Origin of the sequence: Thauera aminoaromatica (assembly GCF_000021765.1) — a bacterium.
GTDB lineage: Bacteria > Pseudomonadota > Gammaproteobacteria > Burkholderiales > Rhodocyclaceae > Thauera > Thauera aminoaromatica.
This window is the reverse complement of sequence record NC_011662.2, coordinates 741162-762389: the sequence shown is the minus strand read 5'-3', so window position 1 is coordinate 762389 and position 21228 is coordinate 741162. Positions and strand designations below refer to the sequence as shown.

Genomic DNA, 21228 nt, shown 5'->3' with positions numbered 1-21228 from the left:
CGCCTGCCGCAGGCGCAGCCCGATTCGAATCGAACCCTGCCGGCACGCGCCGGCACCACCCCGAAGGAGCAGACCATGGATCGCAGAGAAGCCCTCAAGATGTCCGTCCTCGCCAGCATCGGAATGGCCACCGCCGGCAAGGCCGCCGCGCAGTCCGGCTGCACCGGCGACGGCACCCCGGCGCAGTTCATCCCCAAGACCGCAGCCGATCCGCAGCCGCAGGTCGATGACCTCGCCAAGCATCCCAAATGCCCGTATTGCGGCATGGATCGCAAACAGTTCCACCACTCGCGCATGGTCGTGCACTACGCCGACGACCTCGCTGACGGCACCTGTTCGCTGCATTGCGCGGCGATCAGCCTGGCGCTGAACATCGATCGCGACCCCAAGGCGCTGTGGGTGGGCGACAACGCAGCCGAAGGCGATACCAGGCCGCTGGTCGAAGTCGAGAAGGCCAGCTTCCTGGTCGGCAGCAAGTTGGCCGGCGTGATGACCGCGCGCAGCAAGGTCGCCTACGGCAGCGCCGAGGCCGCCAAGGTCTCGCAGGCGGCGAACGGCGGCGAGCTCACCGACTTCGACGGCGCGCTGCTGGCCGCCTACACCGACATGTCGGCCGACGTCACCCGCATCCGCAAGAACCGCGCCGAGCGTCGACAAAAGATGATGGAGCAGCGCAACAAAGGATGAAGACCCTGCTCGCTTTCGTTTTCGCAGCCTGGACGGGGTTCGCGCTCGCGCAGGCGCCGGCCGCCGAGCTGCCGAAGCCGGGCACGAAGGATCTGTGCCCGGTGTGCGGCATGCTGGTGTCGAAGTATCCGAACTGGGTGGCGACCATCGTCTACAAGGACGGTCACGCCCACTTCTTCGACGGCGCCAAGGACCTGTTCAAGTTCTGGCACGACCCGGCGAAGTACGCTGCCGGCCACAGCCGCGACCAGATCGAGCGCATTTCGGTGACCGAGTACTACGGGCTGACCGCCATCGACGCGAGGAATGCGTGGTACGTCGTGGGCTCGGACGTACTGGGGCCGATGGGGCACGAGTTCGTGCCCCTGGCCAGTCGAGAGGACGCGGCCGACTTTCTGAAGGAGCACAAGGGCGCGCGCGTCCTGCGTTTCGACGAGGTCGGCGCGGGCCTTCCGTCGATGCTCGACGCCGGGCGCTTCGAGTAGCCCACGGCCCGGGCGCCGATGGCGCCCGGCGCCGCCCGTGTCTGAAAGCTGCGGCAACCTGGCCGCGGCAGTGCGGGCATTCACCCGCACGCGCTCACTTCAGCAGCACCTTCGTCGCCGCGGCGAGATCGTCCGCGCGCACGATCCCCAGCTTGCTGCCCACCGCCTTGCCGTCGCGGCCGATATAGACCGTGTAGGGCACGCCGCCCGCCGCGTTGCCGAGCGCCTTCATCAGCGGGATGCCCTGCTTCGCCGCCAGCACCACCGGATAGCGCATGTCGTTGGCGGTGGCGAACACGCGCACGCCCTCGACCTGGCTCTCGAGCGCAACCCCGATCACCTCGATCCCGTCCGCGCCCTGCGCATCGCGCAGGCGGATGAGCTCGGGGATCTCTTCGCGACAGGGCGCGCACCAGCGCGCCCAGAAATTGACGATGAGCGGCCGCCCGCGGAAGCGCTCCATGGCCACCGGCTGAGCGTCGAGCCCGGTCAGCGAGGCCGAGAACAAGGCCGCGGTGTCGATGTCTTCGGCAGCGTGGACGGTCGTCGCCAAAAGGCCGAGGCAAAGGATCGGGGCGAATTTACGGATCATGGTGCAACCTTGTCGGTGAGAAGCTTGTCCTTGGAGCGTCTTCATCCGCAGCCGTTCCGGTCGGCGCCAGGCACGTTCGCGAAAGATGCCCCGATTTTGCCAAGCAACGGCACCCGGCGCACCGCCGAAAACACGCTGCAACCGGACATCGCGCTTCGATTCGGCATACCCCTGCAGCGGCTTCAGCACTCGCTTACGCATCGTTCATTGCGGCCGGACGCCCCGCGGGGTAGGCTTGCTTCAGGCATGGCACGAAGCGCTTCAGGCCACTTTTCCCGGACCACTCACAGGAGAACCACCATGGCAACGACCCTTCAGCCCTCCAAGGACAAGATCGTCGACGACCTCAAGTCCCTGATTTCGGACGCGGAGGAACTCCTCAAGCTCACCGCCGACCAGCAGGGCGGCAAGCTCGATGATCTGCGCGCGCGCATCAACGGTCGCGTCGCGGTCGCCAAGGACCGCCTGGCCGATGCCGAGGCCGCGATCGTCGACTCCGGCAAGAAGGCCGTGCGCGCAACCGACGACTACGTGCACGAAAACCCCTGGCAGTCGGTCGGCGTCGCCGCCGGCGTCGCCTTCCTGCTCGGCCTGCTGGTCAGCCGTCGCTGATTCGATGAGCACCGAGCCCAGGCCGCCCAGACCGCGTCTCGCCGAAAGCCTGCACGGCATCGTCGATGCCGGGCTGCAGACGGCGCAGACGCGGCTGGAACTGCTTGCGGTCGAGCTTCAGGAAGAAAAGCTCCGCCTCACCGGGCTTGCGCTCAACACGGTGCTGGCGGGGTTGCTGCTCGGCTTCGGGCTGGTGTTTCTGATGGTGTTCCTGACCGTGCTGTTCTGGGACGAACATCGCCTGCTCGCGCTCGGCATCTCCACTGCGATCTGCCTCGGCGGCGGGCTGCTCGCGGCGAGTAACGCGGCGCGCGCTTTTTGTAGCGGCACGAAGCTGTTCTCGGCCAGCCTGGCCGAGCTCGCCCGCGACCGCGCGGCCTTGAAGAAACCCGACTGAAGGCGTGCCGCGCATGGATCCCCGCCAGGTCGAACTCGCGCTGCGCAAGCAGAAGCTGCAGCTGCGCGCCGAGGCCCAGCGCGCCGACATCACGCAGCGCCTCGCCGGCATCGACGGCGCGCTCGACCGCGTCGATGCGCTGCGCGATCACCTCGCGTGGGCGAAGGACAAGGTCCCCGTGCTGTCGGTCGCACTGCTCGTCGTGCTCGCTGCAAGGCCGCGACTCACGCTGCGGCTCGCCAAGCGCGCCTGGGTCGGCTGGCTGCTGCTTCGCCAGGCGCGCGGCGGGCGGCTCTCGGCGCTGCTGCCCACCGCCGTCCCGCTCCTGCGCGGCCTGCTCGCGCTGCTCAGGCGCCGGCTCGAGCGTTCGGCAGGATCAGGTTCAGCACCACCGCGACGACGGCGCACAAGCTGACGCCCTGCAGGGTCAGGCCGTCGAAGTTCAGCGCCAGACCGCCGATGCCCATCACCAGCACCGAAGACACGATCACCAGGTTGCGCGGCTCCTCCAGGTCGACACGCGCCTTGATCAGGGTGTTCAGCCCGACGGCCGCCACCGAGCCGAACATCAGCATCATGATGCCGCCCATCACCGGCACCGGGATCGACGCCAGCAGCGCGTTGAACTTGCCGAAGAAGGCGAGGATCACCGCGAACACCGCGGCCCAGGTCATGATCGCCGGGTTGTAGTTCTTGGTCAGGGTCAGCGCGCCGGTGACCTCGGAATAGGTGGTGATCGGGGGGCCGCCGACCAGGCCGGCGAACAGCACGCCGGCGCCGTCGCCGGCCAGGGTGCGGTGCAGGCCGGGCTTCTCGGTATAGTCCTTGCCGGTCACCCCACCGATCGCGAGCACGTCGCCGACGTGCTCGATCGCCGGCGCCAGGGCCACCGGCAACATGAACAGGATGGCCGCGAGCTCGAAGCTCGGCGTGACGAACTGCGGCAGCACGAACCAGGGCGCCGCACCCACCGCGGCGAAATCCACCAGGCCGAACAGGATCGCCGCGACGTAGCCCGCCGCCACGCCGCACAGGATGGGCACCAGCTTGAGGAAGCCGCGCGCGAACACGGCCACCAGCACGGTGGTGCCGAACGAGATCCCCGCCACCATGAGCGCGGTGGCGTAGGGCACGAGCTCGAGCTTGCCGTCGCCGCTGCGCCCCATCGCCATGTTGACGCCCACCGCGGCAAGCGACAGGCCGATGATCATGATGATCGGCCCCACCACCACCGGCGGCATGTAGCGGTGCACGATCTCGGCGCCGTGCTTCCACACCAGCCCGGCGAAGACGAAGTACATCAGCGACACGCAGGCGAGCGCGCCCATGGTGGCCGGGATGCCCCAGGTCTGGATGCTGAAGATGATCGGCGCGATGAAGGCGAAGCTCGAGCCGAGGAAGATCGGCACCTGGCGCCCGGTGAGGAGCTGGAACAGCAGGGTGCCGACGCCGGCGCCGAGCAGCGCCAGGGAAGGGTTCAGTCCGGTGAGCAGCGGCACCAGCACCAGCGCGCCGAAGGCGACGAAGAGGATCTGGGCGCCGGAGATCGCCTGCCGCCATAGCGGCTCGGCAGACTGGATGGGAATTTCACGCATGAGGGTTCTCCGCCGGGCGCACGCGGTCGGCGTGGCGCGCAGCCGGCATGGTTGTCGTTATCGATGAAGCCGTGATGACGCGGCGACCGCAGCGGACGATCGCACGCCGTCACCGCGGACTCAGTTGTGCCGGGTGCCGAAGATCTTGTCGCCGGCATCTCCCAGCCCGGGGATGATGTAGCCGTGCTCGTTGAGGTGGCTGTCGATGCTCGCGGTGTAGATGTCCACGTCGGGATGCTTCTCGTCCATCAGCGCGATGCCCTCGGGCGCCGCCACCAGCACCAGCGCGCGCACGTGGGTGCAGCCCTTGCGCTTCAGCATGTCCACGGTGGCGACCATGGAGCCGCCGGTGGCGAGCATCGGGTCGATGATCAACGCCATGCGCTCGTCGAGTTGGCCGACGAACTTCTCGAAGTAGGGCACCGGCTGCAGGGTCTCCTCGTCACGCGCGATGCCGACCACGCTGACCTTGGCGCTCGGCACCATGTCGAGCACGCCGTCGAGCATGCCCAGCCCGGCGCGCAGGATGGGCACCACGGTGACCTTCTTGCCCTTGATCTGCTCGATCTCGACCGGACCGGCCCAGCCCCGGATCTCGACCGTCTCGAGCGGGAAGTCCTGGCACGCCTCGTAAGCAAGCAGGCGGGCGATCTCGGCAGTGAGCTCGCGGAACTTCTTGGTGCTGATGTCGCCTTCGCGCATCAGGCCGATCTTGTGGCGCACGAGCGGATGGCGGATTTCATGGATGGGCATGGCGGTTTCCGGGGCGGCAGGACGAAGACCCGCCTCTTTTACCGCGCCGCTGGTCCGCGCACAAGCGCACAAACCACAGCCCGCGGCATCGCGGCAAGCCGCTCATCCGCGCACGCCCTCGAAGGCGGCGCCTTGCGGGGATCGGCGCTAGAATGATGCGTCCGCAAACGCACCGGGCGAGCGCCCGCAGTTCATCGACATGTCCCTGAATCTGGAAGAAATCAAGCGCGCCCGCGAAGAGGCCGACTGCCTCGCCGATGCCGCCACCGTGGAGGCCGCGCTCGACCGCATGGCGGCCGAGATCAGCGCACGCCTCGCCGACGCCAACCCGCTGGTCTATGCGGTGATGAACGGCGGGCTGATCCTCGCCGGCCGCATCCTGCCGCGCCTGCCCTTCCCGCTCGAAGTCGCCTACCTGCACGCCACGCGCTACGGCCATGCCATCCAGGGCACCCTGCTCGACTGGCGCGTGCGTCCGACCCAGGACCTGCGCGGACGCACGGTGCTGGTGCTCGACGACATCCTCGACGAAGGCCACACGCTCGAGGCCATCATCGCGCACCTGAAGGAAGAAGGCGCCGCCGAGGTGCTGTCCGCGGTGCTGGTGCACAAGCTGCACGAGCGCAAGGCGAGGCCCGGCATGCGCGCCGACTTCACCGGGCTCGACATCCCCGACCGCTTCCTGTTCGGCTGCGGCATGGACTACAAGGGCTACTGGCGCAACGCGCCCGGCATCTACGCCGTCAAGGGCCTGTAAGACAAGGAGCGACACCCCATGCTGGTCACCTTCAAGTCCCACGCGAGCGCCGACGTGATCATGTTCGGCGACGCCGCGAAGAAGCTCGTCGGCATCCTCGGCAAGGACCCCGCCGACGCCAAGGGCATCGTCACCGTGCAACAACTCCCCGAGGCCATCGCCCGCCTCAAGGCCGCGATCGAGGAGGAGCGCGCCCGCCAGGCCGAGCTCGAACGCCAGCGCAGCCACGCCGACGAGGAGGCAGAGAAGGAAGCCGGGAACACCGGCATGGCTGCCCCGGTCGGCCTCGCCCAGCGCGCGTGGCCGCTGCTGGCCATGCTGGAAGAATCGCTGCGCGAGGAGACGCCGGTGGTCTGGGGGGTCTGAGGCACACGCCTCCCCACGAGGCCTTCAGCCGCGACCGACGTAGCGCGCGTCCACCTCGTCCATCCGCGCACAGCCGATCAGCCCGAGCGTGCGCTCCATCTCGCCGCGCAGGATCTCCAACGCGCGCGCCGCGCCCGCGGCACCCGCGGCGGCAAGGCCGTACAGCGTCGCCCGCCCCGACATCGCCGCATCGGCACCGAGCGCGCGCGCCTTGACGAAGTCGCTGCCGCGGCGAAAGCCGCTATCCACGATCACCGTCATCTCCGCCCCCACCGCCTGGCGCACCGCGGCCAGGGTCTCGATCGGCGCCGGCGCGCAGTCGAGCTGACGCCCGCCGTGGTTGCTCACCACCACGCCGTCGGCACCCGCCTCCTGCGCACGCAGCGCATCCTCGGGCAGCAGCACGCCCTTCACCAGCAGCCGGCGCGGCCACAGGTCGCGCAGGCGGCGCAGGTCCTCCCAGGTCAGCGAGGTGTCCATCTGCGCGGCGAGGAAGGCGGCGGCGTTCTTCGCGCTGTCCATGCCCGGCGGCAGGAAGTCGCCGAGGTTGCGGAAGCGCGGCATGCCGTGCGGCACCAGCACGTCGAGGACCCAGCGCGGATGAAGGCCGACATCGAGCAGCTTGCGCCAGGCCAGCTTCATCGGCGCGCGGTAGTTGCGGCGGTCCCATTCGCGGTTGCCGAACACCGAGGCGTCGGTGGTGAGCACGATCGCCTCGCAGCCGGCATGCTCGGCCCGCTTCACCACCGCGGCGAGGTTGTCGCGGTCCTTGAAGGGATAGATCTGCATCCAGTGGCGCACCCCGGTGGCGGCGATGTCCTCCAGCGCCACGGTCGACACCATGCTCTGGCAGAACGGGATGCCCGCCGCGTGCGCCGCCTCGGCGAGCACGCGGTCGCCCGCGTGGGTGAGCAGGCCGTTGAAGCCGGTGGGCGCGATCACCGCCGGCAGCGCGATTTCGGTACCGAAGAGCGGCACCGCAAGCTCGCGCTGCGACACATCGACCAAGGTGCGCGGCAGCAGCAGGATCTCGTCGAGCACGCGCCGGTTGCGCGCGAGCGCGAGCTCGTCGTCGGCGCCGCCATCGAGGTATTCGAGGCAGAAGTCGGGGAGCCGGCGCGCCGCCATCGCGCGCAGCTCGGCGATGCTGTGGGCGCGCGCCGGGTTGCGGCCGCGGTAATGCTGTCGTCGCGGAGGCACGTCGTGATCGCTCCGTGGGGAGGCGGTGCAGGACCCGGCGAGGTCGTCCGCTGCCCGCTCGGTGATCTGCGGACCGTGGCTGTGACGACCGACTCCCGTGGTCGGCAACGGCTCGTGCTTCAGCGCGCCGGCTGGCGAATCGGTTCGCCCAGATTCAGGTTGCCCACCCCATCCTGCCCCTTGATCAGGAACCTGCCTTCCGGCAGCCCACCGCGACAAGGCGCCAGCCGCCGCCCATCGATCTCCATCCTGGTCACCTCGGCAGCGCCGGCTTGCGACGCGATCGTCATGGTGACCTCCCCCTGGAAGTTGTACTTGAAGTCACCGGCAAACCTCGCCTCGACCCCCGCGTTGCCGCCCTTGGCCTCGCAGCTCGCCTGATAGTAGGTGTAGTGCTCGTCCTTGCTCCAGCGCTCTTCGCGGCAGTTCTGCACGGCGCTGCCGGGGTGGGCGAGCACGTCGTCGCGCGCAGGCGCGCCGATGCAGATGTGGAAGCTGGAGGTCTGCGCCGCGGCCCCGACGGGGGTCGTGTTCATCAGCCACAGACCGGCCATGCGGATCGGCGCCTCGGCAGGCACGGGGCTGGCATGTGCGGTGGCAGCGAGGACGGGCGTCAGCAGCAGGAGCAAGCGGCGCATGATGGGATCCTTGTGGGGGTCTGGGGGAGGTTCGATCGGGAACGAAGGTTAGAGCGGAAGGCCGTCCTTGAACAGAGGGGAACCGGCGCGACCCGCCTGCCGGTCAGGCCCCCGCCGGCGGGCGCGCGAGCTTGCGTTGCAGCGTGCGCCGGTGCATCTGCAGCGCACGCGCGGTTGCCGAGATGTTGCCGTGGTGCTCCGCGAGCACGCGCTGGATGTGTTCCCACTCGAGGCGGTCGACCGAAAGCGGAGCCCCGGGCGCGTGATCCTCGGGTCTCACGCCCTCGGCGCGCAAGGCGCGGATGATGCTGTCGATGTCGGCCGGCTTGGCCAGGTACTGGACGGCCCCCAGCTTCACCGCATCGACCGCCGTGGCGATGCTGGCGTAACCGGTGAGCACGAGGATACGCGCCCCGGGGCTCGCCTCGAGCAGGGGGCGGATGAGCTTCAGGCCCGACTCGCCGCCGATGTTGAGGTCGAGCACGATGAACTCGGGCTCGTGGTCGCGGGCGAGCTCGAGCGCGCCCTCGCTGTCGGTCGCCCCGTAGGTATCGAAGCCACGCGGGCCGAGGGCGCGCACGAGGACGCGATTGAAGGCCGGATCGTCATCGACGACAAGGAGGCAGGGCGTGTTGTCGGGGGTCATCGTACGGACTGTCGCGGAATCAGCATGCGCGCAATCGTGCCACCACCCGGTCTGGAACGGAATTCAAGATGCCCGCCATGATGCTCGACGGCGGCGTGCGCCAGCATCAAGCCGACGCCCATGCCTTGCGCACGCTCCCCGAGCCGCGCCAGACGCGCCGCCTCCACGCGCTCCGGCGGCAACCCGGGCCCGCGATCCAGCACCTCGACAACCACCCGCGCGCCCTCGCGGCGGATCCCGAGCTCCACCGCGCAAGCGCGCGCTCCCGCGCGCTCGTTGGCATTGGCGGCGTTGTCGATGAGGTTGTGCAGGGCATCGCCGAGCGATGCGTCGGCGACGATGACCGCCTGCCCGTCCGCCGCCTCCGCATCGATGTACAAGCCTGCCCCGGGGCGCAGACGCTGCCAGCGCCCGCCCACCTCCGTCACCCAGGCCCGCACCTCGACCGCCCCGCCGCTCTCCGCCCGCTGCTGGCCGGCCTCGCGCGTGAGCCCGTTGAGAATGTCGCGGCAGTAGTCGACCTGCTCGCGCATCAGCTGCACGTCTTCACGCAGCCCGGAGGCGAGCTCGGGTCGGCTCGCCAGATCGTCGGCGAGAATGCGCAGCGTGCCGAGCGGTGTGCCGAGGCGGTGGGCGGCACCGGCGGCGAGCTTGCCCAGTCCGACCGCGTAGGTGTCGCGCGCACGCGCCGCGTTGACCGCCGCGAGTTCGTTGTCGCGCCGCGCCAGCTCCACGTTGAGCCGCACGATGAACCAGACCACGGTGGCGGCGGAGACCGCGAAGCTGATCCACATGCCGGCCAGGTGCCAGTACATCGCCTGATCGGCGTCGGCCAGGCGAACCGGCTGGTGAAACTGCCACAGCACGGAATACAGCGCGACCGCGAGGGCCGCCAGCGCCCAGGCCTGTGCCGCGGGCAGGATCGAAGCGCCCACCGCCACCACCGGCAGCAGCAGCGAGATCGCCGGGTTGGTCACGCCACCGGTGAAATAGAGGAATGCCGCCCATGCCAGCAGATCCACGGCGAGTTGCAGGAAGGCGCCCCAGCGCCCCACCAGCCAACGTGCAGCCCCACCGAGCAGGGCGAGGTTGACCGCGAGCAGGCACAAGGTGACCCCGGCGAGCGGCCCGACCGGCTGCGCGGGCGCGAGCCAGGGGAAGACGACCAAGCTCATCAGTACCATCGCGAGCAGGGAAACCCAGCGCAACTGCAGCAGGCGCCCGCGATCGGTGCGCACGGCGTTGAGCACCCGCGCAGGCATCAGTACCGGATTGGGGTTGTCGAGATCCTCGGCGGGCTCGGTTTCCTGCTCGATCGGCTGCATTCTTCCCTTCGCAAACAAGAACTGAAGGACTCATCTTTGCCTTATATCAAGGTTTACTGATTTCCACCTTCATAGAATTGGGGTGCGACAAAACGTCACAGGACAATTTGTCACAGGCCCCCGACACGCATGAAGAACCGACGCAAGGGGCGCAAGGTCGCGATGCCGGGTCTGTGAGATCGACTACACCTGCCTACGGGAGCAAAGAACCATGAACGACGCAAAGATGAACCCGGTCGAAGCCATGCCCGATCCGAGCCGCCGCAAGTTCCTCAACACCGCAGCGCTCGCCGGCCTCGCCGGTGCCGGCATGTCGGTGGGCCTGTCCGCGTGCAACAAGGAAACCGCTCCCGCTCCGGCCGCTGCACCCGCCGCGGCACCGGCCGCCGCGCCCGCCGCGGCGCATGCTGCCTCCGGCCTCAAGCTGCACATGGCACCGGGTGAGCTCGACACCTACTACGGCATCTGGTCCGGCGGCCACTCCGGCGAATGCCGCGTCCTCGGCCTGCCTTCGGGGCGTGAAATCAAGCGCGTGCCGACCTTCAACATCGACTGCATGAGCGGCTGGGGCATCACCAACGAGTCCAAGAAGGTGATCGGCACGCGTGCGGACGGCCAGTTGAAGTACAAGACCGGCGACACCCACCACATCCACGGCTCCTACACCGACGGCACCTACGACGGCAAGTACTTCTGGGTCAACGACAAGATCCACGGCCGCCTGGGCCGTATCCGTGGCGACGTCTTCGAATGCGACGCGATCACCGAGATCCCGAACATCCAGGGCTTCCACGGCATCTTCTCGGACAAGCGCGACCCGGTCGACAAGGCCATCAACCACACCACCCGCGTGTTCTGCGGCAACGAGTTCCATATCCCGCAGCCGAACGACGGCCGCGACCTCGACGATCCGACCAAGTATTTCTGCCTGTTCACCTGCGTCGACGCCGAGACGATGGAAGTGCGCTGGCAGTGCAAGGTCGACGGCAACATGGATCTGGTCGCGACCTCCTATGACGGCCGCTTCGCCGCCGCCAACCAGTACAACACCGAGGGCGGCGCGCGCTACGAAGACATGATGTCGGCCGAGATGGACGCCTGCGTGTTCTTCGACGTCGCCCGCATCGAAAAGGCGATCAAGGACGGCAAGTCCTTCACCGTCGGCACCTCCAAGGTCCCGGTCGTCGACGGCACCAAGGCCGCCAACCCCGATCCGAAGACCGCGCTGACCGCCTATGTACCGGTCCCCAAGAACCCGCACGGCGTCAACGCCAGCCCGGACGGCAAGTACATGATCTGCTCGGGCAAGCTGTCGCCCACCTGCACGGTCATCGAAGTCGCCAAGGTCGCCGACTTCCTCGACGGCAAGCTCGACGACATCCGCAAGTCGGTGGTCGCTGAAGTCGAAGTCGGCCTCGGCCCCCTGCACACCACCTACGACGGCCGCGGCAACGCCTTCACGACCCTCTTCCTGGACAGCCAGATCGTCAAGTGGAACATCGACGCCGCGATCAAGTTCCATAACGGCGACAAGGCCGCGCAGTACGTGGTCGACCGTATCGATGTGCATTACCAGCCCGGCCACATCAGCGCCGACATGGGCGAAACCAAGGAAGCCAGCGGCCAGTTCCTGGCGGTGGGCTGCAAGTTCTCCAAGGACCGCTTCCTGCCGGTGGGTCCGATGCACCCGGAAAACGAGCAGCTGATCGACATCCGTGGCGAGAAGATGGTGCTGCTGGCCGACCACCCGGTGCATCCGGAGCCGCACGACTTCATCATCGTCAAGCGCGAACTCATCAAGACCCGTCAGGTCGGCGTGCTGGACGCACACCCGCTGGCGATCAAGGATGCAAAGGAATCGGGCGTGTTCCGCGACGGCAACAAGGTCACGGTGAGGATCGCCTCGCAGGCACCGGCCTATAGCCTGCGCGAGTTCGAACTCAAGGTGGGCGACGAGGTCACCCTCATCCTCACCAACCTCGACAAGGTGGAAGACCTGTCGCACGGCTTCGCGATTCCGAAGTACGACATCAACTTCGTGGTGAACCCGCTGGAGACGAAGTCCGTCACCTTCAAGGCCGACAAGCCGGGCGTGTTCTGGTGCTATTGCACGCACTTCTGCCACGCGCTGCACCTGGAGATGCGTACGCGCATGCTCGTGCGTCCGTAATCCCGGAGCGCGCCGCGCCGCTTGACTGCGGTGCCGTCTGAAGATCGAGGGGCGCAAGCCCCTCGATTGTTTTCTGCAGTCCGCTCGCGTTTCGAGGCGTGCCCACCGGCAATTTGACGCTGGACAAATACATGCCGGACCCCACCCCCTAAACTCCATCGTGATTTACTTATGGAGCGCATCATGAAGCCCCTCTCCGCCCTGCGGGGCATTGCGATGGCGGCCCTGCTCGCTGCCACAACCCTCGTGCCTGCGCAGGTCTCGGCGCAGAGCGCCTATGAGGCGAACCTGCCTCCCGAGATCAACACCTCACCCGCGCTGTGCGACTACGTGCCCTGCAAGGAGGTCCTGCCCGGCGCGACCAGCTTCTCGGAGCGCAAGGGTCAGCCGCCCTACGTCGAGGGCTACGCCGAGGAAAACGGCCAACGCAAGCTGGTGGGCTACGTGGTGCTATCGACCGACGTCACCGACACCCCGGCCTACTCCGGCAAGCCCGTGATCACGCTGATCGGGCTTACCCCGCAAGGCAACTTCGCCGGCATCAAGATCCTCAAGCACTCCGAACCGATCCTGCTGCTCGGCATCCCCGAATCCGCGCTGGTCAAGTTCAACAACCAATACCTGGGCAAGTTCGTTGGCGCCAACATCGAGATCGGCCGCTCGCGCCCCGAGGAAGAGATCATCGGCCTCGATGCCATCTCCGGCGCCACCGTCACGGTCATCGCGCAGAACCAGGTGATGATGATGTCGGGCGCTGCAGTCGGGCGCCAGGTCGGCATCCTTGAAAAGACCGTCCGCCCTCAGGCCAGGTTCGTCGACAGCGGCCGCAAGCTCGACTGGGCGACACTGGTCAAGGAAGGCGTGGTGCAACGCCTGACCGTGATGCCCGAGCAGGTCGGCCTCGAGCGTGGCAAGGACCCGTTCATCGACCTCTGGTACGGCTATCTGAACCATCCCGAGGTCGGCCGCGCGATCATGGGAGAAACCGGCTGGCGCGACCTGATGGCACGCATCAAGGAGGGCGAACACGCGCTTTTCGTCATCCGCACCGCAGGCAGGGAGTCGTTCAAGGGCTCGGGCTTCGTGCGCGGGGGCATCTACGACCGTGTCCAGCTTCGCCAGGGGCAGGACGTGTTCACCTTCCGCGACCTCGACTACTACAACCTCTATGGGATTTCCGCACCAGGCGCGCCGTCCTTCACCGAGTCGGCGATCTTCATCGTGCGCTCATCCTCGTTCTCCGGCGCCTTCCCATGGAAGTTCATCTTCCTCGGCAACCGCATCGACCGCGAGACCGGTGCGCGCACCTTCATCAACTTCGACAGGGAATACTGGCTGCCCGACGCCTATATCGAGGGTGGCCGGCCCGAGGTCAAGAAGCCCGATGCGCCCTGGGTCCGCGTGTGGAAGACGCGCGCGCTCGAGATCGTCCTGTTCTCGGCCTTGCTCGTCGCCGTGGCGGTGGTCTATGCCAAGCGCGATGAACTGACCCGCCGCTCGACGCGCAAGAACAAGTGGCCAGTCAACGCCTTCAAGTACAGCGCGTGGATCATCAGCATCGGTTTTGTCGGCTTCGGCCTGCTCGCCCAGCCCTCGATCACGCAGGTGCTGACCTGGTTCCACTCGCTGCTGTTCAAGTGGGAATGGGAGCTGTTCCTCACCGATCCGTTCATCTTCCTGTTCTGGATCTTCATCATCGTCACCGTGTTCGTTTGGGGCCGCGGCCTGTTCTGCGGCTGGCTGTGCCCGTTCGGCTCGCTGTCGGAACTGCTGTACAAGGTGGGTGGCGCGATCGGCCTCAAGCGCTTCCAGTTCGCGCTGCCGATGAAGTGGCACAACCGCCTGAAGTGGGTGAAGTACGCGGTGTTCTTCGGCCTGCTCGCGGTATCGATGTTCTCGATGGGCCTGGCCGAGAAGCTCGCGGAGGTCGAACCCTTCAAGACCACCTTCCTGGTCGGCCTGTTCAACCGCAGCTGGCCCTACACGCTGTTCGCCGCCGGCCTGCTCGGCCTGTCGATCTTCATGGAGCGGCCGTTCTGCAAATACCTGTGCCCGCTCGGCGCCTCGCTGGCCATGCCCTCGACCTTCCGCTGGTTCGGCCTGCGCCGCAAGCAGGAATGCGACAGCTGCAAGGCCTGCGCGGTCGGCTGCGGCTCGCTGGCGATCGACGAGAAAGGTCGCATCGACCATCGCGAATGCATGCTCTGCCTGGACTGCATGGTCCTCTACACCGACGACCACGCCTGCCCGCCGCTGGCACAGGAACGCAAGCGTCGCACCAAGGACGGCCTGCCGCTGACCCCGATCGGCAAGGACGGTTACTACATCCCGATCAAGCCGGTGGCGCCCGCAGCGCCGCGGGCCTGATCAAGACACTGCATTCGAGGAGGATTCGATCATGGTCGATCCGCGCATTCTGACCGAGCAGGTGGAGCCGCCCTATGCCAGCCGCGGCTCCGCCAGCCGCCTGCCTGCCGAGATCTGGGATCACCTGTGGCCGTGGAGCCGCAACGGCTTCCAGCGCCAGCGCGTCGTCCAGGCCGCCGGCCTGGCGCTCGCCGCGGCCGCGAGCGTGGCCTGGATCCTGGCAGCGATGGGCAACATGACGCCCGGTGCCATCATCGGCTGGTGGTTCGGCTGGAGCGTGTTCGAGGTGGCGGTGCGCCTGGGTTCCAAGCCCTACGTGAAGGACGGTCCGTGGTGGGGCAGCCGCTACCGCCGCGCCAGCATCATGGACATGATCTGCTACGTGGGCTTCAAGAACCTGCTGATCGGCGCCGCCCTGTTCATCGTGCTGAAGAGCATGGGCCTGGTGCAGGTCTGACATCCGGGGCCCGCCCGGGTTACATTGCGCGCCGCCCCCGGGGCGGCGCGCCGTTTTCCGCGGGCCCGCCGCCGCCGGGCACTTCACCTAGATCAAGTCTCGCTGCGACATTGCGTCGCATACTCTGCCCCACTGTCAAACGCCCCCCCTGCAATGCGCTCCCTCCACCGTCTTCCTCGCCTCCTGGCTGCCGCAGCCCTGCTCGCCGCACTGGCCACGCCGGCTGCAGCCACGCCGTGGCGGGTAACGCCGGGCGAGTCCATCCAGGCAGCGATCGACCGCGCAGCGCCGGGCGACGTGATCGAAATCGAGCGCGGACGCTACGCCGGCCAGTTGCTGGTCGACAAGCCGCTGACCCTGCGCGGCATCGAGCGCCCCACGATCGACGGCGAGCTGAAGGAAAACACCATCAGCATAAAGGCGGAGGGCGTCACCATCGAGGGGCTCATCGTCGCCAACTCGGGCGGCGACACCCTCTACCAGCACGCCGGCGTCTATATCTACCCCGGCTCGCACAAGGCGGTCGTGCGCCATTGCGACTTCTCCTACACCCTGTTCGGGCTGTGGATCGAGAAGGCCAACGACGTCCTGATCGAGAACAACCTCATCACCGGCAAGCGCGACTTCGACTCGCCCAAGCGCGGCAACGGCATCCAGCTCTACAACACCCAGCGCGCGCGCATCATCGGCAACAACATCAGCTTCGTGCGCGACGCGATCTACGTGGACGTCTCCCACGACGCGCTCTTCCGCGGCAACAAGCTGCATCACAGCCGCTACGGCACGCACTACATGACCTCCTACCGCAACGTCTGGGAGGACAACGAGACCTGGTACAACCGCGGCGGTCTCGCGCTGATGGAAGTGCGCGACCAGGTGGTGCGCAACAACCGCGCCTGGGGCAACTCGGACCACGGCATCATGCTGCGCTCGATCCAGGACGCCGTGATCGAGAACAACGTGGTCGCCGGCAACCAGCGCGGCTTCTTCATCTACGATGCCGAGTACAACGAGCTGCGCGGCAACCAGATCATCGACAACGTGGTCGGGATCCACCTGTGGGCGGGGTCCAAGAACAACAAGGTGGAGCGCAACGACTTCATCGGCAACCGCGAGCAGATCCGCTACGTGGCCGCGCACGACATGATCTGGGGCGAGAAGGAAGGCAACCACTGGAGCAACTACCTCGGCTGGGACCGCAACGGCGACGGCCTGGGCGACGTGCGGTACGAGGCCAACGACCTGGTCGACCGCCTGACCTGGCGTCACCCGATGATGAAGCTGCTGCTCGGCAGCCCAGCCATCCAGACCTTGCGCATGGTGGCCCAGCAGTTTCCCCTGCTGCGTGCGCCCAGCATCGTGGACCCCAGGCCGCGCATGGAACCGAACAAACCTGACTGGAGCCAATGGCGTGGCAGACATTTCCCCCGCTCAGAATGATCCCGGCGCACCGGTGATCGTCGCCCGCGGCGTTCGCAAGCACTACGGCCCCATCCACGCGGTGGATGGCGTGGACCTGGAGGTCCGCAGCGGCGAGCTGTTCGGCCTCATCGGCCACAACGGCGCGGGCAAGAGCACCATGTTCAAGATGATGCTGGGGCTGATCCCGCTCACCGCCGGCGAGATCCGCATCGACGGCGCGCCGGTGCCGGGCAGCGACTTCCGCACGGTGCGACGCAAGGTCGGCTACCTGCCCGAGAACGTCGTGCTCTACGACAACCTCACCGGCACCGAAACGCTCGACTTCTTCGCCCGTCTCAAGGGCGTCTCGACGGCGAACAACGCCGCAGTGCTCGAGCGTGTCGGCCTGATGCACGCGGCCAAGCGTCGCGTGCGCGAATACTCCAAGGGCATGCGCCAGCGCCTCGGCTTCGCCCAGGCCCTCCTCGGCAAGCCGCGCATCCTGTTCCTCGACGAGCCGACGACCGGTCTGGACCCGGAGGCGATCCGCGGCTTCTACGCCATCCTGCGGCAATTGAAGAGCGAGGGAGTCACCATGGTGATCACCTCGCACATCCTCGCCGAGATCCAGGAACGCGTGGACCGCCTTGCGATCATGGCCGCGGGCAAGGTGCAGGCCACCGGCACGGTGCAGGCCCTGCGCGAGCAGATGGATCTGCCGCTGTGGTTCGACGTGCGCGTCGCGCCCGAGGATTTCGAGGCGGTGCGCAACGCCCTCGGCGGCCTGCCGGTAGGCGCCATCGAAGCCCGCGACGGCCATGTCGCGGTGCAGTGCGCGCGCGATGCCAAGATGGCGGTGATCGCCGCCTTGGCCACCCTGAATGGCAAGGTCCGCGACCTCACGGTGCGCGAGCCTTCGCTCGAAGACGTGTTCTTCGGCTTTTCGGACTGAGAGGCGGACCATGGAGTTTTCACAGATCGCCACCATCGCCGGCAAGGAGTTCTGGGACCGCATCCGCAACCGCTGGGTCCTGGCCGTGGCGCTGGTGTTCACCGTGTTCGCGCTGTCGATCGCCTACTTCGGCTCGGCGCAGCAGGGCGCCGTGGGCTTCCGTTCGATCGAGGTCACCATCGCCAGCCTGGTCAGCCTGGTCATCTACCTGATTCCCCTGATCGCGCTGGTGCTCGGCTTCGACGCCATCGTCGGCGAGCGCGAACGCGGCTCGCTCGACCTGCTGCTGTCGATGCCGATCACCCGCCTCGAACTCCTGCTCGGCAAATACCTCGGCCTCGCGGGCGCGCTCACCTTTTCCACCGTCGCCGGCTTCGGCCTGGTCGGCGTGGTGCTGTCGGCGCAGCTCGACCTCGGCTCGCTGTTCCATTACTTCGGCTTCATGCTCAGCTCGGTTCTGCTCGGCTGCGCCTTCCTGAGCATCGCGGTGATGCTTTCGGTATTCGCCGCCGACCGTACCCGCGCCTCCGGCCTGGCGATCGCCACCTGGTTCTTCTTCGTGCTGATCTTCGACCTCCTGGTGCTCGGCGTGCTGGTCGTCACCGCCGGCCGGTGGGGCGGCGAAGCGCTGCCCTACGCCTTGCTGTTCAACCCGGCCGACGTCTTCCGCATCCTGAACATCTTCTCGATGGAGGACGTCCGCACGCTCTACGGCCTGTCGACCGTCTTCCCGCCCGCGCTGGCGCGGCCCTGGCTGCTCGGGCTGGTCATGGCGGCATGGATCGCGGGTCCGCTGGCGATCGCGACGTGGCGCTTCCGCCGCTGAACACTCCTTCCAAACGAACCGTATCGAGTGATTTCCCCATGTGCACACATCACGCCTGCCCGAGCCGTCGCCGCTTCCTGATCGCCGGCGTTGCCGCCGGGCTGCTCGCGGCCTGCGGCAGCGGCAAGCAGGGAGCCGGCAGCGGCACCGTGACGCCGCTCGAGATCGACCGCGCCACCAGTTGCGCGCTCGACGGCATGCTGCTGGCCGACTACCCCGGCTCCAAGGTCCAGATGCACTACGCCGGCGTGGAGCGCCCCGACTGGTTCTGCGACACCATCGAGATGTTCAACGTATACCTGAACCCGGAGCAGGCCCGCCTGGTCACCGCGATCTTCGTGCAGGACATGGCCAAGGCCTCGTGGAACGCCCCCCAGGGGCACTGGATCGATGCGAAGAAGGCCTGGTACGTGTTCGGCTCCCGGCGCATGGGTGCGATGGGCCCCACCGCGGCCTCGTTCGCCAACGAAGCCGACGCCAAGGCCTTCGCCACGGAGAACGGCGGCAAGGTGCTGCGCTTCGACGAGGTCACGCCCGACATGGCGATCCTCGACGGCGGCGCCCTCCACGATCAGTCCATGTAAGCAGGACAGGCACCACGATGAATCCGATCTTCGACGCCATCCCCCCCGAGCAGGCCCTCGAGCTCGAGCAGATCGCCCGGCTCATCTACGAGGCGCGCGAAAACCGCCGCAAGGTCCTCGCCGCCATCGGCGCGAACGACGAAGCCGAGTTGCTCGCCCGCATCGCCGCCGGCGCGGTCGACGAACATCCCGGCTACGAACACTACCTCGCCGCGCGCATCCTGGCCGATACCCACGAGGCCGCACGCCAGGTCGTGGGAGAGCGCCTGCGGGAGATCAACCGCTGATGAGCCTGCACACCGAACTGCTCGACTACGTCGAGCGCGCACACGAAGGTGCACTGCTTGCCCCCGCACGGTTGTCGCAGGATGCATTGAACCTGGTGCTCAGGAATGGAGTGGTCCTCACCGTGCGCTACGCCGCACCCGATGCCTACTCGCTGCGCTGGCGCACGAGCGCGGACATCGACGGAGTCGAACTGGGCATCGACACCGCGCCCGTTCATCCGCAACTCGAGACCACACCCAACCATCTGCATCGGGCCGACGGCAGCGTCGCGGCCGATCCGCTCACCGATCCGCGGCGCAGTCCGCAGGAAAACCTCGCGCGGGTGATCGACGTCCTCGGTCGCGATCCGCAACTCGCGGATTTCGGCACGTGAGCATCGTACGCGGTCGCCGCCGGCTCCTGCTCGCCGGCGCCGCCGTCTCGCTCGCCGCGGGCAGCGCGCTGCTGTGGGACTACACGACGCGCGCCGGCCGCAGCTTCGAGCCGCCCGCGGAAGACATCTGCGTCGTCACCCCGACGCGGGCGGCGCAGGCCCATCCGTACGACCCTGCGAGCGGCCTGGGCAAATACGACGCCAGGCCCATCCCCGCGGACGCACGCTGCCCCGTATGCGGCATGTATCCGGCACGCTTCCCGCGCTGGGCGGCGCAGATCGTCTTCGAGGACGGCGCGGCGCACTTCTTCGACTCGCCGGTCGACCTGTTCATGTTCCTGGACAAACCGGCAAGCTTCGGCAGCACGCGCACCGCCGCCGAGGCTGCGGCGATGTACGTCGCCGACTTCCGCAACGGCACCTGGCTTCCCGCCCGCCACGCCGTCTTCGTGCGCGACTCGCGCGCGCGCGGGCCGATGCGCGGCCCCGATCTGCCGGCCTTCGCCGACACCGTCGCAGCGCAGGCCTTCATCGCCGAGCAAGGCGGCCGCGCACTGACCTTCGAGCAGGTGGACGCCAGCGTCGTCACCGGCCTGCGCGACGCCAACCACGCCCATCACATGCACTGAGCGCACCGGCGCGCGATGGAAAGCGGGGCCCGCAGGCCCCGCGAAAAACACATCGTCGTCCGCCGCAGCGGACTGCCGCAGTCCGGCTTACTTCAACTTGCCAACCATGAAGTCGACCGCAGCCTTGACTTCATCGTCGGTCAAGGAAGCGCCGCCACCGCGCGGGGGCATCATGCCCTTCGAGCCGGTGAAGCCCTCGATCGCGTGCTTGTAGAGCGTGTCCTTGCCCTGTGCGACGCGCGGCTCCCAGTCGGCCTTGTTGCCCGGGATCGGAGCCCCGGCAACACCGGATGCGTGGCAAAGCGCACAAACCTTCTTGTAGGTGCCCTCGCCCGCGGCACCGGCCGGAGCGGCGGCGGGCGCGGCCGCAACAGGGGCGGCAGCGGGAGCTGCGGCCGGCGCAGCGGGGGCCGCAGCCGCTGCCGGAGCCGCGGGGGCCTTGGCAGGCGCCGCGGGAGTGCCGCTACCGGAGTTGCCACAGGCAGCCAGCAGAACGGACGCCGCAGCGGCGATCAGGAAGGGAAACTTGGTCATGCGTATTCTCCGATTTGTCGTGGTCCGTCGCAGAGCGTCTCCGCGAATGCATTGCACACTAGCGGCAAACCCTCACAAGTTGATTGATAGCGGTCAATTCACCCCGAACACGGTCCACCGGGTGAACTGCCGCAGCATAGTAAACTATTCGTCCCAACATGCCCGCCCGAGGACCCCGCCATGGCCGGCCGCAAGAAGAACCTGCCGCTCGTCTATTCCTGCTCGGGCTGCTCCAGCGCAGCGCAGATGGCCAACCACGTGGCGCTGCGCCTGGATCGCGAGGGCGAGGCAGAGATGTCCTGCATCGCCGGGGTCGGCGGCAACGTCCCCCATCTGGTGAACATCGCCCGCTCCGGGCGACCGATCCTCGCGCTCGACGGCTGCGCGCTCGAATGCACGCGCAGCAGCCTGGCCGAGCGCGGCGTCCGACCCGCCGCCCACCTGCTGCTCAACGAGCAGGGGGTCAAGAAGCGCTACGCCACGGATTTCGATCGCGAAGAGGCCGAGCGCGTTTTCGAGCAGGCCCGCGCAGCGGTGCGCGGCCTGCGTGCGACGCCCGCCACCGCGATGACGGGCGGGACGACGGACTGAAGC

Annotated in this window: 26 protein-coding genes; 18 read left to right on the top strand and 8 right to left on the bottom strand. The window is 67.7% G+C overall.

Annotated features, from left to right (window positions below):
- Window positions 1-75: 75 nt before the first annotated feature.
- Window positions 76-687: a nitrous oxide reductase accessory protein NosL gene (locus tag TMZ1T_RS03295; protein ID WP_004305167.1), complete on the top strand. Its 612-nt coding sequence runs from the start codon at window positions 76-78 to the stop codon at window positions 685-687.
- Window positions 684-1172, top strand: coding sequence for a nitrous oxide reductase accessory protein NosL (locus TMZ1T_RS03290; protein ID WP_004305169.1), 489 nt, complete (start codon window positions 684-686; stop codon window positions 1170-1172). The genes TMZ1T_RS03295 and TMZ1T_RS03290 overlap by 4 nt, the downstream gene beginning before the upstream one ends.
- A gap of 94 nt (window positions 1173-1266) precedes the next feature.
- Here the strand turns inward: TMZ1T_RS03290 and TMZ1T_RS03285 are convergent, their stop codons facing one another.
- Window positions 1267-1953, bottom strand: coding sequence for a TlpA family protein disulfide reductase (locus TMZ1T_RS03285; protein WP_245537149.1), 687 nt, complete (start codon window positions 1951-1953; stop codon window positions 1267-1269).
- Window positions 1954-2064: 111 nt separating this feature from the next.
- Here TMZ1T_RS03285 and TMZ1T_RS03280 point away from each other — a divergent pair, with 111 nt between their 5' ends.
- From TMZ1T_RS03280 to TMZ1T_RS03270, 3 genes are read left to right on the top strand one after another with little or no spacing between them, the layout of a single operon-like run.
- A complete protein-coding gene (locus TMZ1T_RS03280; RefSeq protein WP_004305172.1) occupies window positions 2065-2376 on the top strand; it encodes a DUF883 family protein in 312 nt (103 codons plus the stop codon).
- A gap of 4 nt (window positions 2377-2380) precedes the next feature.
- On the top strand, window positions 2381-2773 hold the full coding sequence (locus TMZ1T_RS03275; protein WP_012584582.1) for a phage holin family protein: 393 nt from the start codon (window positions 2381-2383) through the stop codon (window positions 2771-2773).
- Window positions 2774-2786: 13 nt separating this feature from the next.
- Window positions 2787-3188 carry a YqjK family protein gene (locus TMZ1T_RS03270; protein ID WP_012584581.1) on the top strand — a complete coding sequence of 134 codons (402 nt, stop codon included), beginning with the start codon at window positions 2787-2789 and terminating at the stop codon, window positions 3186-3188.
- Here the strand turns inward: TMZ1T_RS03270 and TMZ1T_RS03265 are convergent.
- Both TMZ1T_RS03265 and upp read right to left on the bottom strand, forming a co-directional pair.
- Window positions 3121-4368 carry a uracil-xanthine permease family protein gene (locus TMZ1T_RS03265; protein WP_004305179.1) on the bottom strand — a complete coding sequence of 416 codons (1248 nt, stop codon included), beginning with the start codon at window positions 4366-4368 and terminating at the stop codon, window positions 3121-3123. The two genes, TMZ1T_RS03270 and TMZ1T_RS03265, sit on opposite strands and share 68 nt — an antisense overlap.
- 120 nt (window positions 4369-4488) lie before the next feature.
- On the bottom strand, window positions 4489-5121 hold the full coding sequence (gene upp / locus TMZ1T_RS03260) for a uracil phosphoribosyltransferase (RefSeq protein ID WP_004305181.1): 633 nt from the start codon (window positions 5119-5121) through the stop codon (window positions 4489-4491).
- Between the two features lie 199 nt (window positions 5122-5320).
- Between upp and TMZ1T_RS03255 the strand changes: the two genes are divergently transcribed.
- Both TMZ1T_RS03255 and TMZ1T_RS03250 read left to right on the top strand, forming a co-directional pair.
- Window positions 5321-5878, top strand: coding sequence for a hypoxanthine-guanine phosphoribosyltransferase (locus TMZ1T_RS03255; protein WP_012584580.1), 558 nt, complete (start codon window positions 5321-5323; stop codon window positions 5876-5878).
- A gap of 18 nt (window positions 5879-5896) precedes the next feature.
- Complete coding sequence (locus TMZ1T_RS03250) at window positions 5897-6244, top strand: DUF1840 domain-containing protein (protein WP_012584579.1); 348 nt, start codon at window positions 5897-5899, stop codon at window positions 6242-6244.
- Window positions 6245-6268: 24 nt separating this feature from the next.
- Here TMZ1T_RS03250 and TMZ1T_RS03245 read toward each other — a convergent pair whose 3' ends face one another.
- The 4 genes from TMZ1T_RS03245 to TMZ1T_RS03230 form a co-directional block, all read right to left on the bottom strand.
- Window positions 6269-7444: an alpha-hydroxy acid oxidase gene (locus TMZ1T_RS03245; RefSeq protein WP_012584578.1), complete on the bottom strand. Its 1176-nt coding sequence runs from the start codon at window positions 7442-7444 to the stop codon at window positions 6269-6271.
- Window positions 7445-7563: 119 nt separating this feature from the next.
- The gene (locus tag TMZ1T_RS03240) at window positions 7564-8082 is read right to left on the bottom strand and encodes a DUF3617 domain-containing protein (protein ID WP_012584577.1); all 519 of its coding nucleotides are present in this window, start codon (window positions 8080-8082) and stop codon (window positions 7564-7566) included.
- Between the two features lie 103 nt (window positions 8083-8185).
- Window positions 8186-8728, bottom strand: a complete 543-nt coding sequence (locus TMZ1T_RS03235; RefSeq protein WP_012584576.1) for a response regulator transcription factor — start codon at window positions 8726-8728, stop codon at window positions 8186-8188.
- Entirely contained in the window at window positions 8725-10053 is a 1329-nt protein-coding gene (locus TMZ1T_RS03230) for an ATP-binding protein (protein WP_012584575.1), read from the bottom strand. Before TMZ1T_RS03230 ends, TMZ1T_RS03235 begins: the two co-directional genes overlap by 4 nt.
- A gap of 211 nt (window positions 10054-10264) precedes the next feature.
- On the opposite strand from TMZ1T_RS03230, the gene nosZ reads away from it, so the two are divergent.
- The 10 genes from nosZ to TMZ1T_RS03180 all read left to right on the top strand — a co-directional run bounded on the left by nosZ (window position 10265) and on the right by TMZ1T_RS03180 (window position 20100).
- Entirely contained in the window at window positions 10265-12223 is a 1959-nt protein-coding gene (gene nosZ / locus TMZ1T_RS03225; protein ID WP_004305194.1) for a TAT-dependent nitrous-oxide reductase, read from the top strand.
- A 183-nt stretch (window positions 12224-12406) separates the two neighbouring features.
- Complete coding sequence (locus tag TMZ1T_RS03220; RefSeq protein WP_012584574.1) at window positions 12407-14590, top strand: NosR/NirI family protein; 2184 nt, start codon at window positions 12407-12409, stop codon at window positions 14588-14590.
- Between the two features lie 31 nt (window positions 14591-14621).
- Complete coding sequence (locus tag TMZ1T_RS03215; RefSeq protein ID WP_004305198.1) at window positions 14622-15047, top strand: hypothetical protein; 426 nt, start codon at window positions 14622-14624, stop codon at window positions 15045-15047.
- Between the two features lie 153 nt (window positions 15048-15200).
- Window positions 15201-16487 (top strand): nitrous oxide reductase family maturation protein NosD, encoded by a 1287-nt coding sequence (locus TMZ1T_RS03210; protein ID WP_012584573.1) that lies wholly within the window; start codon window positions 15201-15203, stop codon window positions 16485-16487.
- The gene (locus TMZ1T_RS03205) at window positions 16459-17400 is read left to right on the top strand and encodes an ABC transporter ATP-binding protein (RefSeq protein WP_012584572.1); all 942 of its coding nucleotides are present in this window, start codon (window positions 16459-16461) and stop codon (window positions 17398-17400) included. Before TMZ1T_RS03210 ends, TMZ1T_RS03205 begins: the two co-directional genes overlap by 29 nt.
- A 10-nt stretch (window positions 17401-17410) precedes the next feature.
- Window positions 17411-18226, top strand: a complete 816-nt coding sequence (locus TMZ1T_RS03200) for an ABC transporter permease (protein WP_004305205.1) — start codon at window positions 17411-17413, stop codon at window positions 18224-18226.
- A gap of 38 nt (window positions 18227-18264) precedes the next feature.
- Window positions 18265-18810 (top strand): nitrous oxide reductase accessory protein NosL, encoded by a 546-nt coding sequence (locus tag TMZ1T_RS03195; RefSeq protein ID WP_004305207.1) that lies wholly within the window; start codon window positions 18265-18267, stop codon window positions 18808-18810.
- Between the two features lie 17 nt (window positions 18811-18827).
- Window positions 18828-19097 (top strand): hypothetical protein, encoded by a 270-nt coding sequence (locus tag TMZ1T_RS03190; protein WP_004305209.1) that lies wholly within the window; start codon window positions 18828-18830, stop codon window positions 19095-19097.
- Window positions 19097-19471, top strand: a complete 375-nt coding sequence (locus TMZ1T_RS03185) for a hypothetical protein (protein WP_004305210.1) — start codon at window positions 19097-19099, stop codon at window positions 19469-19471. Before TMZ1T_RS03190 ends, TMZ1T_RS03185 begins: the two co-directional genes overlap by 1 nt.
- A complete protein-coding gene (locus TMZ1T_RS03180) occupies window positions 19468-20100 on the top strand; it encodes a nitrous oxide reductase accessory protein NosL (protein WP_012584571.1) in 633 nt (210 codons plus the stop codon). Before TMZ1T_RS03185 ends, TMZ1T_RS03180 begins: the two co-directional genes overlap by 4 nt.
- A gap of 87 nt (window positions 20101-20187) precedes the next feature.
- Here the strand turns inward: TMZ1T_RS03180 and TMZ1T_RS03175 are convergent, their stop codons facing one another.
- Complete coding sequence (locus TMZ1T_RS03175; protein ID WP_012584570.1) at window positions 20188-20634, bottom strand: c-type cytochrome; 447 nt, start codon at window positions 20632-20634, stop codon at window positions 20188-20190.
- A 180-nt stretch (window positions 20635-20814) separates the two neighbouring features.
- On the opposite strand from TMZ1T_RS03175, the gene TMZ1T_RS03170 reads away from it, so the two are divergent.
- The gene (locus tag TMZ1T_RS03170) at window positions 20815-21225 is read left to right on the top strand and encodes a putative zinc-binding protein (RefSeq protein ID WP_004310556.1); all 411 of its coding nucleotides are present in this window, start codon (window positions 20815-20817) and stop codon (window positions 21223-21225) included.
- Window positions 21226-21228: the final 3 nt, after the last annotated feature.

Coding starts and splice junctions, on each gene's coding strand:
- TMZ1T_RS03295 (WP_004305167.1), top strand. CDS start 76: ATGGATCGCAGAGAAGCCCTCAAGATGTCCGTCCTCGCCAGCATCGGA.
- TMZ1T_RS03290 (WP_004305169.1), top strand. CDS start 684: ATGAAGACCCTGCTCGCTTTCGTTTTCGCAGCCTGGACGGGGTTCGCG.
- TMZ1T_RS03280 (WP_004305172.1), top strand. CDS start 2,065: ATGGCAACGACCCTTCAGCCCTCCAAGGACAAGATCGTCGACGACCTC.
- TMZ1T_RS03275 (WP_012584582.1), top strand. CDS start 2,381: ATGAGCACCGAGCCCAGGCCGCCCAGACCGCGTCTCGCCGAAAGCCTG.
- TMZ1T_RS03270 (WP_012584581.1), top strand. CDS start 2,787: ATGGATCCCCGCCAGGTCGAACTCGCGCTGCGCAAGCAGAAGCTGCAG.
- TMZ1T_RS03265 (WP_004305179.1), bottom strand. CDS start 4,368: ATGCGTGAAATTCCCATCCAGTCTGCCGAGCCGCTATGGCGGCAGGCG.
- upp (WP_004305181.1), bottom strand. CDS start 5,121: ATGCCCATCCATGAAATCCGCCATCCGCTCGTGCGCCACAAGATCGGC.
- TMZ1T_RS03255 (WP_012584580.1), top strand. CDS start 5,321: ATGTCCCTGAATCTGGAAGAAATCAAGCGCGCCCGCGAAGAGGCCGAC.
- TMZ1T_RS03250 (WP_012584579.1), top strand. CDS start 5,897: ATGCTGGTCACCTTCAAGTCCCACGCGAGCGCCGACGTGATCATGTTC.
- TMZ1T_RS03240 (WP_012584577.1), bottom strand. CDS start 8,082: ATGCGCCGCTTGCTCCTGCTGCTGACGCCCGTCCTCGCTGCCACCGCA.
- TMZ1T_RS03235 (WP_012584576.1), bottom strand. CDS start 8,728: ATGACCCCCGACAACACGCCCTGCCTCCTTGTCGTCGATGACGATCCG.
- TMZ1T_RS03230 (WP_012584575.1), bottom strand. CDS start 10,053: ATGCAGCCGATCGAGCAGGAAACCGAGCCCGCCGAGGATCTCGACAAC.
- nosZ (WP_004305194.1), top strand. CDS start 10,265: ATGAACGACGCAAAGATGAACCCGGTCGAAGCCATGCCCGATCCGAGC.
- TMZ1T_RS03220 (WP_012584574.1), top strand. CDS start 12,407: ATGAAGCCCCTCTCCGCCCTGCGGGGCATTGCGATGGCGGCCCTGCTC.
- TMZ1T_RS03215 (WP_004305198.1), top strand. CDS start 14,622: ATGGTCGATCCGCGCATTCTGACCGAGCAGGTGGAGCCGCCCTATGCC.
- TMZ1T_RS03210 (WP_012584573.1), top strand. CDS start 15,201: ATGCGCTCCCTCCACCGTCTTCCTCGCCTCCTGGCTGCCGCAGCCCTG.
- TMZ1T_RS03200 (WP_004305205.1), top strand. CDS start 17,411: ATGGAGTTTTCACAGATCGCCACCATCGCCGGCAAGGAGTTCTGGGAC.
- TMZ1T_RS03195 (WP_004305207.1), top strand. CDS start 18,265: ATGTGCACACATCACGCCTGCCCGAGCCGTCGCCGCTTCCTGATCGCC.
- TMZ1T_RS03190 (WP_004305209.1), top strand. CDS start 18,828: ATGAATCCGATCTTCGACGCCATCCCCCCCGAGCAGGCCCTCGAGCTC.
- TMZ1T_RS03185 (WP_004305210.1), top strand. CDS start 19,097: ATGAGCCTGCACACCGAACTGCTCGACTACGTCGAGCGCGCACACGAA.
- TMZ1T_RS03175 (WP_012584570.1), bottom strand. CDS start 20,634: ATGACCAAGTTTCCCTTCCTGATCGCCGCTGCGGCGTCCGTTCTGCTG.
- TMZ1T_RS03170 (WP_004310556.1), top strand. CDS start 20,815: ATGGCCGGCCGCAAGAAGAACCTGCCGCTCGTCTATTCCTGCTCGGGC.